Origin of the sequence: Pseudarcicella hirudinis, assembly GCF_900115665.1 — a bacterium.
GTDB classification, from domain to species: domain Bacteria; phylum Bacteroidota; class Bacteroidia; order Cytophagales; family Spirosomataceae; genus Pseudarcicella; species Pseudarcicella hirudinis.
The window spans coordinates 15,128-30,455 of the sequence record NZ_FOXH01000021.1 but is presented as its reverse complement, the minus strand read 5'-3'; the positions used below and the strand labels follow the sequence as shown (position 1 = coordinate 30,455).

Here is a 15,328-nt window from a genome sequence, read left to right as displayed (position 1 = left end):
TCAGCTTATGCATATAACAACACTTGAGGAGTTTTATAAGGATACCTCCGCGCTTCTTCCGGAAGGAATTAACAAAGAAATCGGCCATTTTAATGTATTTAAACTGGACGAGTTAATTGCTCAGGTTAAGAAAAAGCCTGCGATGCCTTATAATCGCAGGGCATATTATAAAATCAGCCTCGTCAGCGGAAGAAATAAAGCGGAGTATGCTGATAAAGTGATTGACATTGAAAAAAATGCCCTATTGTTTGCTACACCCAAAATACCTTATCATTGGTTGCCTCAGGATGATAAGCAGTTCGGATACTTCTGCATTTTCACGGATGACTTTTTAATCCAGCATAAAAGTGGTGCAATTCTGGGAGATCTTCCCATTTTCCAGCCTGGAGGACATCCTATCTTTCAGCTTTCAGATGAAGAAGCGGAAGAAATTACTGTCATTTTCAGGAAGATGTACAAGGAAATGAGTTCTGATTATGTGTTCAAATATGACCTTTTACGTTATTATGTGATGGAATTGATTCATTACGGACAAAAATTACAGCCCGCAACTGCCTTGTATCCTGCACATCATGCTGCCGCCAGGGTTTCTTCTTTGTTTATCGAGCTGTTGGAGAGGCAGTTCCCGATTGAGTCTCCGCATCAGAAATTATCTCTTCGCACAGCCAAAGATTATGCTGATCGTTTGTCTGTACATGTTAACCATCTTAACAAAGTACTGAAAGAAAATACAGGTAAAACGACAACCGATCTGATCAGCAGCAGGATTATTCAGGAAGCGAAAATTCTTTTAAAACAAACCGATTGGAACATTTCTGAGATTGCCTATTGTCTGGGTTTTGAACAGGTTGCCCATTTCTCTAATTTTTTCAGAAAACAGACGGGTTTTGCTCCCATCGTTTTTCGATCATAAAACAGTATATTTGAATTTTGCAAACAATGGATTGATGTTTGCAAACAGCCTTTCTTTATTCTGCCATACCTTTACAACATCAAAATCAGGGGGAAATGATGATTGTAAAAAGGTATGAATTGCCAGCCTTTCGTTACCTTCTTTTACGTCATTACCGCTAAGATTTGAAACGGAAAACTCCTTTTAAGATAATTCCGGATTTTAAGGTATTTATTCAACAATTCTAACAAAGAAAATAACAAGATGGCAGCTAACAGTAAAATAGCTTTGGTAACAGGAGGAAGTCGAGGACTAGGTAAAAATATGGCATTGAGCCTTGCAAAAAAAGGTATAGATGTAATTCTGACTTATAACAGCCAGCAGGAAGAGGCATTGGCAGTAGTGAAAGAGATAGAGGCAGCTGGACAAAAAGCAGTTGCTTTGCAGTTAAATACAGGAGAAATTAATAGTTTTGATGCGTTTTTTAATCAGGTGACATCTGCATTGAACAGTACATTTGATACAGATCGTTTTGACTTTCTGATAAACAATGCAGGAATCGGACATAATGCTCCGTTTGCAGAAACAAGTGAAGAACAGTTTGATCTTTTGATGAATATTCACTTTAAAGGAGTGTATTTCATGACCCAGAAAGCGTTGTCCCTCATTAATGATGGTGGCCGTATCATTAATCTTTCTACGGGATTAGCCCGTTTTGCTGCTCCCGGATATTCGGCTTATGCTTCAATGAAAGGTGCCATAGAAGTATTATCCCGATATCAGGCAAAAGAGCTTGGTGCAAGAGGAATTGCTGTAAATGTAATTGCTCCCGGAGCAATTGAAACAGATTTTGGCGGAGGAGTCGTTCGGGATAATCCGCATTACAATAAATATGTATCAGATGTCACTGCGTTAGGTCGTGTTGGCCTTCCGGATGATATCGGAGGAGTTGTTGCCTTTTTGTGTACTGAGGATGCAAAATGGATCAATGCTCAGCGTATAGAGGTATCAGGTGGTATGAACCTGTAAATTACAGCTTTTTTTCAGGGCAGGGATAGAATAAAATTCTAACTTGCCCTTTTTAAATTAAACGTATTCAACATGAAAATAATAAGCGCAATTCTGATTTTACTGACAGTCTTTTTTAGCTTAAAACATGGCTGGGAAATTTTGACAATAAAACCCGGAGAAACTAATATGTTTATCCAGTGGAATTTCAGTAAAATAATTCAGATTGTTATTGGTGTGCTGACGATTGCCAGCGGATTATTTATTTTGTTTCCTCAGACATTTTTCTCAGGTAATTTAATCAATTGTACTATTATATTGCTGATAATGGGTTTTCATTTAAAAGACAGGAACCTTAAAGAAGCTTTGATAGAAGTCCCTTTTCTGCTGATTCCTTTAATTATGATTTATCTCAGGCATCCGCTGGAGAAATAGCACTATAAATTACAGATAAAATGCTGAAAGAGGGTCTGTCCTGATTAATTATCAGAATCAATTCTGATAATGAGTAAATTGTTATATTTAATGGGTTTAAGAGATATTATCTTAATCATAATATACGCTGGAATCATTGAAATTTTGTCTTTCAGGACATCGTGTTGAAAGGATGAATTTTGATGAGGAAATTAACTTATTAAATATGAAAAAAATAAAACTTTACTCATTCCTTTTTACTTATCTGTTCTGCTGTGCGGTTTTAAATGCGCAGTCACAGCAGTCTTTGTATTGGCAGTCCGGTACTTTACTTAACCCGCTCAGGTTATTTCCTGTTAAAATCGGGGATAAAGCGGAATTTATTGACCTTGACAAAGATGGTGATCCCGATCTGATGCGTTATAAGACTTCAAACGGCTATTCTGTTCAGTGGATTGATGATGACGATGATATGAAGATAACGGATATTGAAGGAGATATTGATAATGATTGCCTGATGGTTGACCGGAACAATGACGGGAAATATGGCAGTTATGATGATTTAATTGTAGATTGGAATGATACCGACAATGACGGAAAAGGAGACATGCAGATTCTTACAGAATATGCCAGAGAGGAAGACAAAAATAAACCCTGGGGGCCGGGTCATGTGATGATTTCACTGGATTTAGATCATGATAATGTACTTAATTATATAGATTGGAGCAATTTTACTCTGAGAGGATGGATTCACGACGGAGCTTCTGATTTTTATGAGGATTACCACGGGAAGACTTTGTTCCTGAAAATTCATACTTCTCCGGAAAAAATGAATGATGCCAGACTAAACTGGGAAAATCCTTTCTTGTTTTATGATCCCGATAAAGATGGTTTGTCTGAGCATGCCATCCGCTTTTTGGATACACCCAGAGCAAATAAAGCTGATGATGCTTTCAAAACCAATCTTACAGGAAAAATCAGTTATGCTGCGGTAACTTTTGATGCAGATAATGATAGCAGACCCGGAAATGAATTTGATTACGATTGGACCCTGAATTTTCGGGGTGAAGGATTTGATTATACCAAACAGAAGCATACTTTTAAAAACTTAAGGGGTTTACCCGCTGCGGATACTTTATTTATGGATCCTCGTTACAGACAGCTTTCTGAATTGTTGTATCCGGATCATGAATCTGCCTGGGATTTGATTTTTAAAGAGGGTAAATGGGCACAGGTCTGGTTTACTTATGATGAAGACGATGATTGTCAGCGGTGGGAGCGGGTGGAATTATATGAACCTAAAGATCCGTATCTGATGGGAGCTAAGAAAGGTGGACTGGATGATAATAATCAGGCTGATCCGGCCGGAGACAGAGGCGAATGGGATCTTGATAATTCAGGCGGGGGAAAATTATACATTAGCCCGCTGGATGGAAAATTACATCTTTACGGTGCGGAAAAAGGCTATTGGAGAATTGACCAGAATGCAAAATCATTTCAGGCAATGGGTGGAATTTATGACGGTTACGGACCAGGTCGCCAGACAAACAGTCCGGAAACTGCTCCGTTAATCGGCTATTTCGATACGGACAATAATGGCTTTTTCGATCAGATTACCTATGATCTCAACGGAGATAAAGTGGTTGACAAAACAATTTCAATTTCCGAATTGGGTCTTTCAGATCAGGCTCCGATTATTCAAAGCGCTGATTTGAATTACAATATGGTCAAAACGATTGAAGAAAAGATTGCGAATAATCTTTGGGAAAGATCTCAGCAAGCCCTGAAGGTAGCAAAAAGCTATGGAATTAACAGCCAATGGTATGCCTTGCTGATGAGCCCGAAGTCAACCCGTCAAAAATACCATGATGGCTACTGGCTGCAGTTTTATCTGTACAATGATTTGCTAGACATTGCTAAACGTCAGGGAAATCAAAGTCTGATACAGCGTATCGAAAAAGCGTATTACAGTGGCAACTGGCAAAAAGAATTTGCCTCAAATTAAGTCCTGAGAAAATATGACCTGAAGTTGAAAAGATAGGCAGGAAATCCATAATTTAGTATAAACAGATAAAATTTATGCTGACAGATCCTTTAAATGATGGAGAACTTGCCTCTTTTCTGCACGGAAAAACAGAGCATACTTTGCTATTGTTCAGGCATTTTGTGCAAGAGTACTGTAAAGTCGGAAAAATTACCCTGCATCCCGCTAAAACCATGATCGGCGTGGTTAACGAACATAAACGTATTGCATGGATTACCCAATTAGGAAAGAATTTTATTCATGTGGTATTTCCATTTAAACAAGCTTATGAAGATAATCTTTGTTTTCTGAAAATTGCACAGGTTCCCGGAGATGATAAGCAATTCAACCATCATTTCCGGATGTATTATCCTGAAGATATCAATGCAGAAGTGATTGATTTTATGAGACTTGCTTATGAAGAGGAAAAAACGGGTTAGATGAGTGAAATTGTATAAATCGAAGTTTAATACTTGTTTGGCTGAGAAATAATCAAAATTTAAAATTATATAAAACCAATTTTGCTAAAAAAAGAAAGTCTTCGGGAATCCCCGAAGACTTTTGATTGTAATGCTGGTTTATACTTCTTCTTTTGTCATTCGGAACACCTTCCTTTTTCTTCGGGAAATACTGAGATGCAAACCGTTAGTTAGCTCAACGCAATGATTGTAAGTATTTAAATGCTTAATATATTGAGGATTAATAACCAGTGAACGGTGGATTCTCAGAAAGCCGTGATCTAACAGCTGAGCATAGAAATGCTTTAATGTTTTAGCAGATACCTTACGACTTCCATCCTGGAGATACAATCTGGTATAATTGGAATCTGCCTGTAAGTAAACCAGATTCTCGAGATCTACATTAAGATTATTTCTATAATTAAGCGTAATGGTTAAAGGGTTTTCAGAAGTTTTCATTTAGGATTATTTCATTATGAGTTAGAATAGTTAGACGGACTAAATACAAAGAGTCACCATTTTTAAGCATTACAAATTTGAAAGCAGACGATGAGGGTGGTTAGGAAGGAAAGTGCAATGTCTGATTGATAAATGTTAACCCTTTGACTGAAAGGAAGTTGAATGGATTAATCAGGGAAGATTATTTTGTTGAAATTTAACAGATTCAATGGAATTTAGTTGATAAAATATTTTGGTTTTACCCAAAGAAAAAACCCTTCGCCTTAATAACCAGGCGAAGGGTTTTAAAATTTAAATATGGAAATGGATATGGTCTCAATTTTTAGGAAATCTTTAAAATAACCCTTTGATAGCGAATAAGTGATGGTGTTCCATTATCTTTTCCTTCCACAATAACATGAATAGTTTGTCCCTTTTGAGCATTAGCCGGAACCTGAATCAGGGCTTTCTCATTAGTCTTTTGCTCAATAATTACATTTTCCGGGCAAGTCCCGGCCTCCTTATATTGCCAGAAATTAAAATTCACCTGATTCTTGTCCGGATCTGATGCCATGGCATTAATTTCAATCTGTTTTCCTGGTTTTACTGAAAGTGCAGTTCCTTCCTTTACAGATATTTCAGGCGCATGATTTGCCTGGTTATATGGTTTAACACACCATGCTGCTCTGGCGGCAAAATCCAGCTGAAGAGCTTCTATCCAGCGAGTCTGAGGATAAGAAGCATCTTGTTTTTTGGTGTATGGATTATAATCAGTGATATTTTTTCCATCTTCCCAACGCTTAGGGTTTACTTTGGACTGTACCATTCTGCCACCCCAGCCTCCGTATTCCGGATTGTTCTTACTCCTTAAACCCACATCCAATAATTGAAAATATGCAGGAGAGTCTCCTTCAGAAATAAAATCATATGGAGTCATATTGTATTTTTTCATTTCTTCCGGATTCCCATGTGTGTGTTCCTCATCATTTGCTATTTTTTGTCCGTCTCCCCACGAATAATATTTAGACAATAAAGGCCCATGATTCTGAATAATATTTTTTGCCATAAAATCGCCTCTTAAGTACGATTGAAGTTCTGCCGGTACCACCCGGCTCCATGGATACGCAAGACACCAGAACTGGTCTGAATTATAGAAAATCCTGATATCAGGCCAATTAGGCTCGATATATTTTTTGTAAGTAGCATCCTGATCCAGAACAGTGTAGATAATGGCTTTTTTTGAGACTTTCTTATAAATTTCAGACCAGTTACCTTTGTTTCTGTACGTTTCCTCAATTGATTTCAGGGCTCTTGCTACGGTATTGGTTCCTCCCCAGATTTGAAGGTATACAGGTTCCGGGTTTTTATCCAGCAGGATATTTTTTATCCATTCTGAGCCATCGGTATTTTTTGCCATTTCTCCTTCGAAGTCAATATTCCCTACTTTTACCAGTTTTCTTAAATCATTGGCAGAAGGATAACCTTTATCATGTTTTAACAAACTAGGCTGAACTTTTTGATATTCATCAAGCAATTCCTGAATCCAGGTTGTACCAGGCCATCTCAGTTCAGTTCTGCTTCCGTACCTTTTTGCAGTACTTTCCATTTCGGAGGTGAATTTGGTTCCTTTACCATCTCCTTTGTAATGCCATTGGGAACTGCTGTACACGAGACCTTCTAATTTGAATTCGTTGGCATAAAGTAACATTCTTATGAATGAATCTACATCATCTAATTCTCCGTCTGTAGTAACAATCGTCCGGCTTTTAGACGTAGGAATAACCCGTTGCGCCTGACAATACTGATAGCTTTTTAGAACAGAAAGTGCACAAATGAAAAGAGTAATAAGTATCTTTTTCTTCATTTTTTATGATTCGTTGGGTAAAAGATGTATTAAAGAAAGAATGAGTTGGTTTTATTTATGATTCGGAGCTGAATATAGAAGATTTCTTTCGAAGATTTTCGATTTATTTTTATTATTATGAGTATTTGATTAGGCAATATTCTATGCCGGACAGTGCATAAAAAGCACAAAAAAAGGGCCGTGTATCACACAGGCCCTGATGAATCAAAATCATTTTGCAAAACTAGAAAGGTACTTTCACCCGCAGGCCGGTTTTTTGGTATTTACCATCGAGAAATGAGCCTATGACTTCAATTCCGGCAATTTTACCTATTCCTGACACCCCGTAACCAATTTCCAGATACTGAACTTTCAGGTTTTCTGTATAAAGATAGTTCGCAAACAGACTTTCTTTAATTCCATATAATTTCAAAACCGGAATTTGAGATAACAGTAATTTTCTGAACGTATTATCGGCATGTACTTCCGCATAAGTTCCCCTGGTGCTGAACGCATAATAATCTAACAGTCTGAAAGTATTGTTATCACCACTTGATAAGATTGTCTGATTACCATTAAAGTGTTTGAAATCCATCAGATAGTTTGGTGCTTTGAAAAAACCACCGACTTTGGCATTAAAATGCAGATCCCCCAGTTTACGCAATTCAAGTACCTGATCGTAACCCAGCTGCCATTGATTGAAAGCGTTGGTTTCTCCTAAGCCGTTGACACTTTTCAAAGAAAAGGTAGGTCTGTTTCTGTTGATGGTATAACTTCTTCCGTTAAACCTGCCTTCTTCGGCAAAAGGTCTGAATTGCAGATTTACACTGAGAACAGCAGAGTTATGATTCTGAAATGCAACTTGTCCGATTTCATTATTGACCGGATCATTGGATGTATATTGCTTGTCTTTATTGTCTATCCAGGGAGTAAAATGATTGTTTTCTACATGAGAGTTCAGGTTATATTCAAAAGTACCGGAAACAGTGAATTTTTCAGAAAACCATTTCAGATACTCTGTTTTTACAAAACTCTTTTCATAAAGTTTGAGGTAATTTTCTTCAAAAAATAATGAATAAATGGCATTGATTCCCGGAGAAATCGGATTCTGATCGTTGAATTGCTGTACAAAACGTCCTGCCGAAAGACTCAGGCGATTATGAATTTTGTTGAATGAATAATCCCAGTTAATAATTCCGTTCAGGCGTTTTCTGCTGAAAGAATACCTGAATTTTGCTCCGTAATTGCTGATCGTTTCAAGCGCATTTCTTTTCTGGTAACTGAGTCCGGCATTCAGATAATATCCTTCGACAGAATTATAAAAATCAAGGATAGGGACACTTTCCAGTGGGCCGTTATAAGTCAGATGGCTCGGATATCCGTAAAGCTCATTTCTTTTTCCGTAATTATAAGTATGACCTCCCAGCAATTGCCCGAATTTGAATTTAGGCAGGTTTTTCAGGGAATCTTTTTTGATTTTCGCTGCTTCGGCTACATTCAGACTATCTGCCTGTGCATAGCCTTTTACTTCAGTTTCGGTAAGAGGAACCTGTCGCTCGTTATTCCAGAAAGATTCGTTTCTTTCCCTGGCAAGGGTATCTACTTCCAGAGAGTAATCACGGGCTATTATTTCTTTTTTGGCTTCTTTCTGCTCTTTTGTATCCTCTTTCTCCATGTCTTTCAGGAGCTTTTTCAGCTGTTTCCGGGTAACCTCTTTCTGTGCTAAAGCTGTTTTTGCATTGATTTTATGATCTTTGACAGCTTTCGCCTCAGCCTTATCGATTTTTTCATCAATTACGAGTGGTTGCTGGTGGTATTTAGGATTAACCTTTAGATTATAATTCCGGATGTTATAAATATATCGGGAATCTAGCTGCATTCCGAAAGCATCGAAATTTATCGTAAAATCAAAACTGACAGGCATCCAGATTTCATTAAACGGTGCGGCGATTTGTTTCAGGCTGTATTCTGCATTTTCATCAATAAATTGAAAATTTAAGCTGTGAATAGCCCATGTATCTTCAATAATATAGATAATACCGCTTAAAACATCGTCTCCTTTTGATTTCGGCGTAACCTGAATCTTATTGACAGTCTGGCCACGGTCTTCAAAGCTTCCAAGATAGGAAAATTTATAATACGCAAAAGCAGAAGGGGAGAGTGGTGAAATCAGATTGCCAAAGACTTTCGGACTATAGAAGTTTCCCCTGGCTACCGTAATATTCGGATTGGCCTTATTGCGAAGTTGCCCGGGAAGATTGTTCCTGCTTGAGATAACCTTTTCTTTGACGGTATTGGGCTGACTGAAAGTAATATCGTTGATGGATTCCAGGACATAGGTAGTTCCTATTTTCACCCCGAATTCCTTTTCAATTTTCTTTCCAACCAGCATTTTCAGCATACCCGATACTTCTTTTACCTGAAAAGTACCTTTTACATAGGTTCTGGCGGTATAGGAATCAATTTCAAGCTGATGAAAACGTGCCATGGAAATAGCTTTCCGCATAATAGTATACGCAGGGTCTTCCTTCCCGGCTTGTACTTTTACTTCATTAAGGCTAACGCTCTGGTCTTCCAGCCGGGCATCAAGCACTACAAAATCACGGGAGACTTCTACTTTCTGAATAAGCGTTTTATGACTTAAATACTGAAAGATGACTTCATAACTCCCCGGATCAAGTGTCAGTTCGTACTTTCCGTCTTCATTGGCCATTGTGCCTTTTGAAGTTCCTTTGACAAGTACAGAGGCAAAAGAAAGAGCTTCGCCCTTCATATTCTTTACAGTTCCTTTAATACCTCCGGCAAAAAGAGATGCAGAAGCCGACAAACATAGGATCAATAAAACAGATTTAGTCAGTAATTGTTTTAAATACATAATTAAAAGAGATTTCGGTTTTCAGACAAGATGAAAAAAAAACGTCAAAGGTTGTTTTATGGTATAGCGGTTTTTCATAAAAAGTGTTAAAAATGGTCTTATTGCCTGATAAATGGAAAATCCCGGAAAATTAGTTTCCCGGGATTTTCAGAAAAAAGGAAAGAATAGGCCTTATTTTAAAGCCTCATCATAGAATTTATCAGCGTCTTTTTTCAATTTTATGAGAGATTCTTTGTGAATATACATCATATGACCAGCCTCAAAATAGGTGAAATTCACATTCTTACGTTGTTCAGGTTTAAGTCCCATATGTGCAACGGTATATTCCGCAGCGAAATATGGTGTTGCCAGGTCATAATATCCTGCACCTACCCATACTTTCAGGTAAGGGTTTTTAGCCATCGCCTGGCGAAGTGTTTCTGCCACATTCAGATATTGATTCTGAACATTGTTATAACTCCAGGGTTGTACACGTCCTGTAAGCACAAGGTAAGGAAGGTCATTTTCGTATTTAAGTTCCTGTCTTAAATAATGATTGATAGAAGCAGAATAAGGACCAGAGATAGTTGCATCAAGACTTGGGTCAAATTCATTTCTTTCTCCGGCATTGTCGAAATCGGTTCCTGTAAATCTGCCATCCAGACGGCCAGCTGTTTTTCCCTCCGTTCTTAGCAATTCTTTGACAAAACGGCTGATTTCAATCCTCATATCCGTATTTCTGATATAGGCCTGAGATAATCCTGTAAATTTGCTTAATTTCTCAATAATTCTGTTTTTTTCCATTTCAGGAAGCATATCTCCTTTGGTAAGCGCCAAAGTATAATCATTCAGGGCAAAGTTCTCCACTTCTCTCAGAGTTTTCAGAAGATCTCCCTGATATTCAGGTGCTACCTTTTTATGATACCATGCCATCGCTGTGTAAGTAGGGAGGAAAAGCGGATAAGGAAGATCATTCCCTTTTTCGAACCTTGCAGTCTGGAAATTCAGGATAGAAGAAATTAAAGCTACCCCGTTGATGTACATGTTAAACTTATCCTGTAAATAACCGGAAAGTCCTGCTGCCCGGGTTGTACCGTAACTTTCTCCGGCTAAAAATTTCGGAGAAGCCCAGCGGCCATATTTTACTGTATATAGTCTGATAAATTCTCCGACAGACTCAATGTCGCCGGTATAACCTAAAAATTGTTTTTCATCTTCACCCTGAGCTGCTCTGCTGTAACCAGTATTGACAGGGTCAATAAAAACAAGATCCGTTTTGTCCAGCCAGCTGTACTCGCTGTTTACATATTTGTACGGGGGAGCCAGTGATTCACCCTTGTCAGACATAAGAATTCTTTTAGGTCCGATACATCCCATATGAAGCCAGACAGAAGCAGAACCGGGGCCTCCGTTAAAAGTATAAGTGACAGGTCGTTTGCTGATATCGCTTACTCCGTCTTTTGTATAGGCAATGTAAAAAATATTAGCCTTTGCTTTACCGCTTTCATCCTTTAATGTCATATAGCCTGTTGTAGCAGTATAGGAGAAAGTCTGTCCGTTTATGGTAGTCTGGTGTTTGGTAATTACCGGATTTACTGACTGAGATGCAGCGATAACCGGTTTGGGTTCTTCTTTCTTGGCAGGTTCCTGTGCCTGGAGGGAATGAGTGAGTAAAACTAAGAGCGGTAAAAGGTATTTCTTCATGGTTTATAGTTTGTTTGAATTTGTTTATGAAACAATGCTTAATTTTACGAAAAAATCAAATAACATCAAATTTAATTACCTTGCTTACACAGAGACAAATCTTTCTTCAGCATATTGCTCAAACTTCAGATTTCCCTTTAGCCCTTGAAATTGAACAGGCAGAAGGCATTTATCTGTATGGAACCAATGGCCGTAAATACATAGATCTTATTTCAGGAATAGGGGTTTCCAATGTGGGGCACCGTCATCCCAATGTTGTGAATGCCATAAAAGACCAGGTTGATAAATACATGCACCTGATGGTTTACGGAGAATATGTTCAGACGCCGCAGGTGGCATTAGCTGCTGCGCTGGTTGAAAGTCTGGTTCCTTCCGCTGATTTGGAAACAAGCGTTCAAAAACCACTTGATAATGTATATTTTACAAATTCAGGTACAGAAGCTGTGGAAGGGGCGATGAAGCTCGCAAAGCGATTTACAGGAAGACAGGAGATTATTTCCTGTTTTAATGCTTATCATGGAGCTACACAGGGAGCGTTGTCACTTTCCGGAAGTGAAAATTTTAAACGAAATTTCAGACCACTTTTACCTCAGATTACCCAGATCAGGCATGGAAATTTTGAAGATATATCACTTATTTCAGAAAAGACTGCTGCTGTAATTATTGAAGTAATTGCCGGAGAAGCGGGGGTGAGGGTTCCGGATAAAAATTATTTCAGGGCTTTGAGAAAGCAATGCGATCTTACGGGTACTTTATTGATTATTGATGAAATTCAGACAGGTTTTGGGAGAACAGGAACTTTCTGGGCTTTTGAACAATTCGGTTTTTATCCTGATGTTCTGCTATGCGCCAAAGGAATGGGAGGAGGAATGCCAATCGGGGCATTTATTGCCAATCAAACCGTAATGTCTGTTTTCAAAGATAATCCGATTCTGGGGCATATTACAACATTTGGAGGACATCCGGTAAGCTGTGCAGCCTCTTTGGCCACTTTTAAAACAATTTTCAGTGAAAATCTTTTGGAGGCTGTAGAAGAAAAAGCAAAATTATTCAGGGATTTGCTGATTCATCCAAAGATAAAGGAGATCAGAAATCAGGGTTTGATGATGGCTGTTGAATTTGAAGATTTCGGAGAACTGAAACCGATAATTGATGATGCAATAGAGCAGGGAGTTATTACCGACTGGTTCCTGTTCTGCGATAATTCTATGAGAATTGCTCCGCCACTGGTAATCTCAAAAGAAGAAATCAGGTTCGCCTGCGAGGTAATTCTCAGGGCAATTGATCAAAAGAAAGGCTAAAAATAATAAATAGTGAATGAGAAATCATTAACTGAAATTCCCATTCACTATTTATCATATTTATTAAGCATGTTTCAAAACGTTTTGTGACAAAACAGCTTTAGGAATATTTCCTCCAACCATTCTTTCTACCAATTCACCGTTTTTGAAAATCATAAGAGTCGGGATTGAACGGATACCTAATGTAGAAGGAACTACTGAGTTTGCATCCACATCCATTTTAGCTACAACAGCCTGTCCTTCTAAATCTCCTGCTAATTCTTCAACAACAGGTCCGATCATTTTACAAGGTCCACACCATTCTGCCCAAAAATCTACCAATACTGGTTTATCTGAATTAATTAGCTCCTGAAAATTAGCGTCAGTTGCTACTACGTAATTAGCCATTTTATGAAATATTAATGTTAAATAATGAAATTCAAAGTTAGAACAATTTAGGATATAATCTTAGTTCCTGTTTCTAAAAAAAATACAATTATCACCTTATTGTTGCTGATTTTCAATGATTTACGAAAGTGTTTTTTTAATAATTTTCATAAAACTTTCTGATCTTTCTGGTAAACTGATCATAAATCGGCTTGCTGAACTCTACAAATAATTGCTGAGGAGGCGGTGGAAGCTGCTCTCTTACATTGCATAAATTGAGCTGATCACGGGTGAGTGCTCTCTCATCTCCGTTAAATCTTGCCCATTCATTAGTCCAGACAAATTCTCCGGGAATTTTATCTCTGTAAAGAACATTTTTAGTCCTGAAATCAATAATCTGCATATCCAAAAGACCTTTGGAACTAACCGTTTTACGGGTTCTGGTAAGTCTTGCCGTAACTTTATTATAGACCGGAATGGTTTTGCCATTAACCTTTGTTTCTCCGACTTTCACACTATCACGACTGGTTACCAGATCTGTATTGCTATTTACATAAGTCTGCCCGACTACAAAATCATCAAACTCCAGATGCACAATCTGGTCTGGTTTAAGGCGATTATTGCTGGCTTCCTGCGGAGAATAGAAAAGAACAAATTGATTTAATCTTGGATTTGTTTTTAAAAATTCATTAATTCTGTCCTGAAAATATTCGTTACTTAACTGATAAAGTCTTGAGGTAACAGTTACTTGCTCAACCACTATTTTTACGCTGGCTAATTCAAAAGCCTGCCCGATTTTGTCAGCCACATCCTTATAATTCGGGACGAAATACTCAGCTCTTTTGAAATGCCCGAAGGCGTCTTTAGCTGCCTGGCGATTATTCTGTGCAAATCCTAAAGCATGCTGACCGGCATCATATCTTTCATCGGCTGATAAGTTTTTAGCAGATTGCAACGATTGAAAATTTCTTTGAGGCGTTCCTACAGCATTCTGGCAGACCGGGCAATTCTGGATCTGATCGGCCATCTGGTTAAGCTGCTGATATTCTTCTACTACTTTTTCCCAATGAAAAGGCTCCTTCGATTGTTCCCATTGATTTATACGATCTGTATGTTTACTGACCGCCAGAGGGTATGCTTCCTTGAGTACCTGTAAAGCTGAGCTGTTATTCGGGCTTTTTTGAAGACGGCCGACAGCGGTTAAAACGGCTTCATCATAGTTACCGTTTTGCAGGGCTTTTTTCCCGGAGCTGCAGGCAAAAATGACAGACATGAAGAGGAGGCTCACTAAAATTCGCTTGAACATATTTATAAAATAGATTTGAGTACTTGAATTTTTAAGGTTCAAATTAGTTTTTAAAGAGATTTATGAATTAAAACAGTACAAAATTAGTTTTTATTCTGATTGAAAACCTTATGTTCTACCGGACTGGATAGTACAATAGAAGTTGTTGATTCTCCGAAATCAGAAAACAGGTTAATGATATTTTCCAGTTCATTCGGTTTCTGAACAATCAACTTCATGATCAGGCAATGTTCTCCGGTTACCCGGTTACATTCATAAACTTCATGCATTTCGGAAATAAATTTCAGAAAAGACTGCATTTTGCCGGTATAAACTTTGAAAGATATAATGGCTTTAAAAGAATACCCCAGTTTTTCGAAGTCGAGATCAACCGAAAATCGTTTAATAATTCCGCTTTCTTCTAATTTCAGAACCCTTTCTGCGACGGCAGGAGCTGATAAACCAACATTTCTGCCGATTTCTGCAAAACTTAGTCTGGCATTTTCCTGCAATAAAGTAAGAATTGACCAATTGATTTTATCTAATTCCATTTTTTTAGTAAAAGGATGACAGTTTAACGTATTTAAACCCTCATGCAAGATGATATTCAGGTTTATTCCGCAAGTTCCGGGTCGCTAATTTAAACTATTTGCAGGAGATTTGTATTTTGAATCAAAGGTATATTTTAAAAATAAACATCGAATCAATGGTAGTTAAGGTATTATTCAATTGAATCAAAAGA

Annotated in this window: 13 protein-coding genes; 6 read left to right on the top strand and 7 right to left on the bottom strand. The window is 37.9% G+C overall.

Features of this window, described 5'->3' with window-relative positions; genetic code table 11:
• The first annotated feature begins 7 nt into the window (after positions 1-7).
• From BM179_RS23755 to BM179_RS23735, 5 genes are all read left to right on the top strand, one after another.
• On the top strand, positions 8-913 hold the full coding sequence (locus BM179_RS23755) for a helix-turn-helix domain-containing protein (RefSeq protein WP_092019673.1): 906 nt from the start codon (positions 8-10) through the stop codon (positions 911-913).
• Between the two features lie 243 nt (positions 914-1,156).
• Positions 1,157-1,921, top strand: coding sequence for an SDR family oxidoreductase (locus BM179_RS23750; protein ID WP_092019672.1), 765 nt, complete (start codon positions 1,157-1,159; stop codon positions 1,919-1,921).
• A gap of 72 nt (positions 1,922-1,993) precedes the next feature.
• A complete protein-coding gene (locus BM179_RS23745; RefSeq protein ID WP_092019671.1) occupies positions 1,994-2,335 on the top strand; it encodes a hypothetical protein in 342 nt (113 codons plus the stop codon).
• Positions 2,336-2,540: 205 nt separating this feature from the next.
• Positions 2,541-4,319 (top strand): hypothetical protein, encoded by a 1,779-nt coding sequence (locus tag BM179_RS23740; protein ID WP_092019700.1) that lies wholly within the window; start codon positions 2,541-2,543, stop codon positions 4,317-4,319.
• Positions 4,320-4,393: 74 nt separating this feature from the next.
• On the top strand, positions 4,394-4,777 hold the full coding sequence (locus BM179_RS23735; protein WP_092019670.1) for a hypothetical protein: 384 nt from the start codon (positions 4,394-4,396) through the stop codon (positions 4,775-4,777).
• Positions 4,778-4,915: 138 nt separating this feature from the next.
• Here the strand turns inward: BM179_RS23735 and BM179_RS23730 are convergent, their stop codons facing one another.
• From BM179_RS23730 to BM179_RS23715, 4 genes are all read right to left on the bottom strand, one after another.
• Positions 4,916-5,254 carry a LytR/AlgR family response regulator transcription factor gene (locus BM179_RS23730; RefSeq protein WP_092019669.1) on the bottom strand — a complete coding sequence of 113 codons (339 nt, stop codon included), beginning with the start codon at positions 5,252-5,254 and terminating at the stop codon, positions 4,916-4,918.
• A gap of 322 nt (positions 5,255-5,576) precedes the next feature.
• The gene (locus BM179_RS23725; RefSeq protein WP_092019668.1) at positions 5,577-7,097 is read right to left on the bottom strand and encodes a DUF1593 domain-containing protein; all 1,521 of its coding nucleotides are present in this window, start codon (positions 7,095-7,097) and stop codon (positions 5,577-5,579) included.
• 223 nt (positions 7,098-7,320) lie between these two features.
• The gene (locus BM179_RS23720; protein WP_092019667.1) at positions 7,321-9,951 is read right to left on the bottom strand and encodes a DUF5686 and carboxypeptidase regulatory-like domain-containing protein; all 2,631 of its coding nucleotides are present in this window, start codon (positions 9,949-9,951) and stop codon (positions 7,321-7,323) included.
• A gap of 171 nt (positions 9,952-10,122) precedes the next feature.
• Positions 10,123-11,634 carry a S10 family peptidase gene (locus tag BM179_RS23715; RefSeq protein WP_092019666.1) on the bottom strand — a complete coding sequence of 504 codons (1,512 nt, stop codon included), beginning with the start codon at positions 11,632-11,634 and terminating at the stop codon, positions 10,123-10,125.
• Between the two features lie 74 nt (positions 11,635-11,708).
• Here BM179_RS23715 and BM179_RS23710 point away from each other — a divergent pair, with 74 nt between their 5' ends.
• Complete coding sequence (locus tag BM179_RS23710) at positions 11,709-12,935, top strand: aspartate aminotransferase family protein (protein WP_229633027.1); 1,227 nt, start codon at positions 11,709-11,711, stop codon at positions 12,933-12,935.
• Between the two features lie 63 nt (positions 12,936-12,998).
• Here BM179_RS23710 and trxA read toward each other — a convergent pair whose 3' ends face one another.
• The 3 genes from trxA to BM179_RS23695 form a co-directional block, all read right to left on the bottom strand.
• On the bottom strand, positions 12,999-13,322 hold the full coding sequence (trxA, locus tag BM179_RS23705) for a thioredoxin (protein ID WP_092019664.1): 324 nt from the start codon (positions 13,320-13,322) through the stop codon (positions 12,999-13,001).
• 136 nt (positions 13,323-13,458) lie between these two features.
• Complete coding sequence (locus BM179_RS23700) at positions 13,459-14,607, bottom strand: hypothetical protein (protein ID WP_143095312.1); 1,149 nt, start codon at positions 14,605-14,607, stop codon at positions 13,459-13,461.
• A gap of 83 nt (positions 14,608-14,690) precedes the next feature.
• Positions 14,691-15,137: an Lrp/AsnC family transcriptional regulator gene (locus BM179_RS23695; protein WP_092019662.1), complete on the bottom strand. Its 447-nt coding sequence runs from the start codon at positions 15,135-15,137 to the stop codon at positions 14,691-14,693.
• Positions 15,138-15,328: the final 191 nt, after the last annotated feature.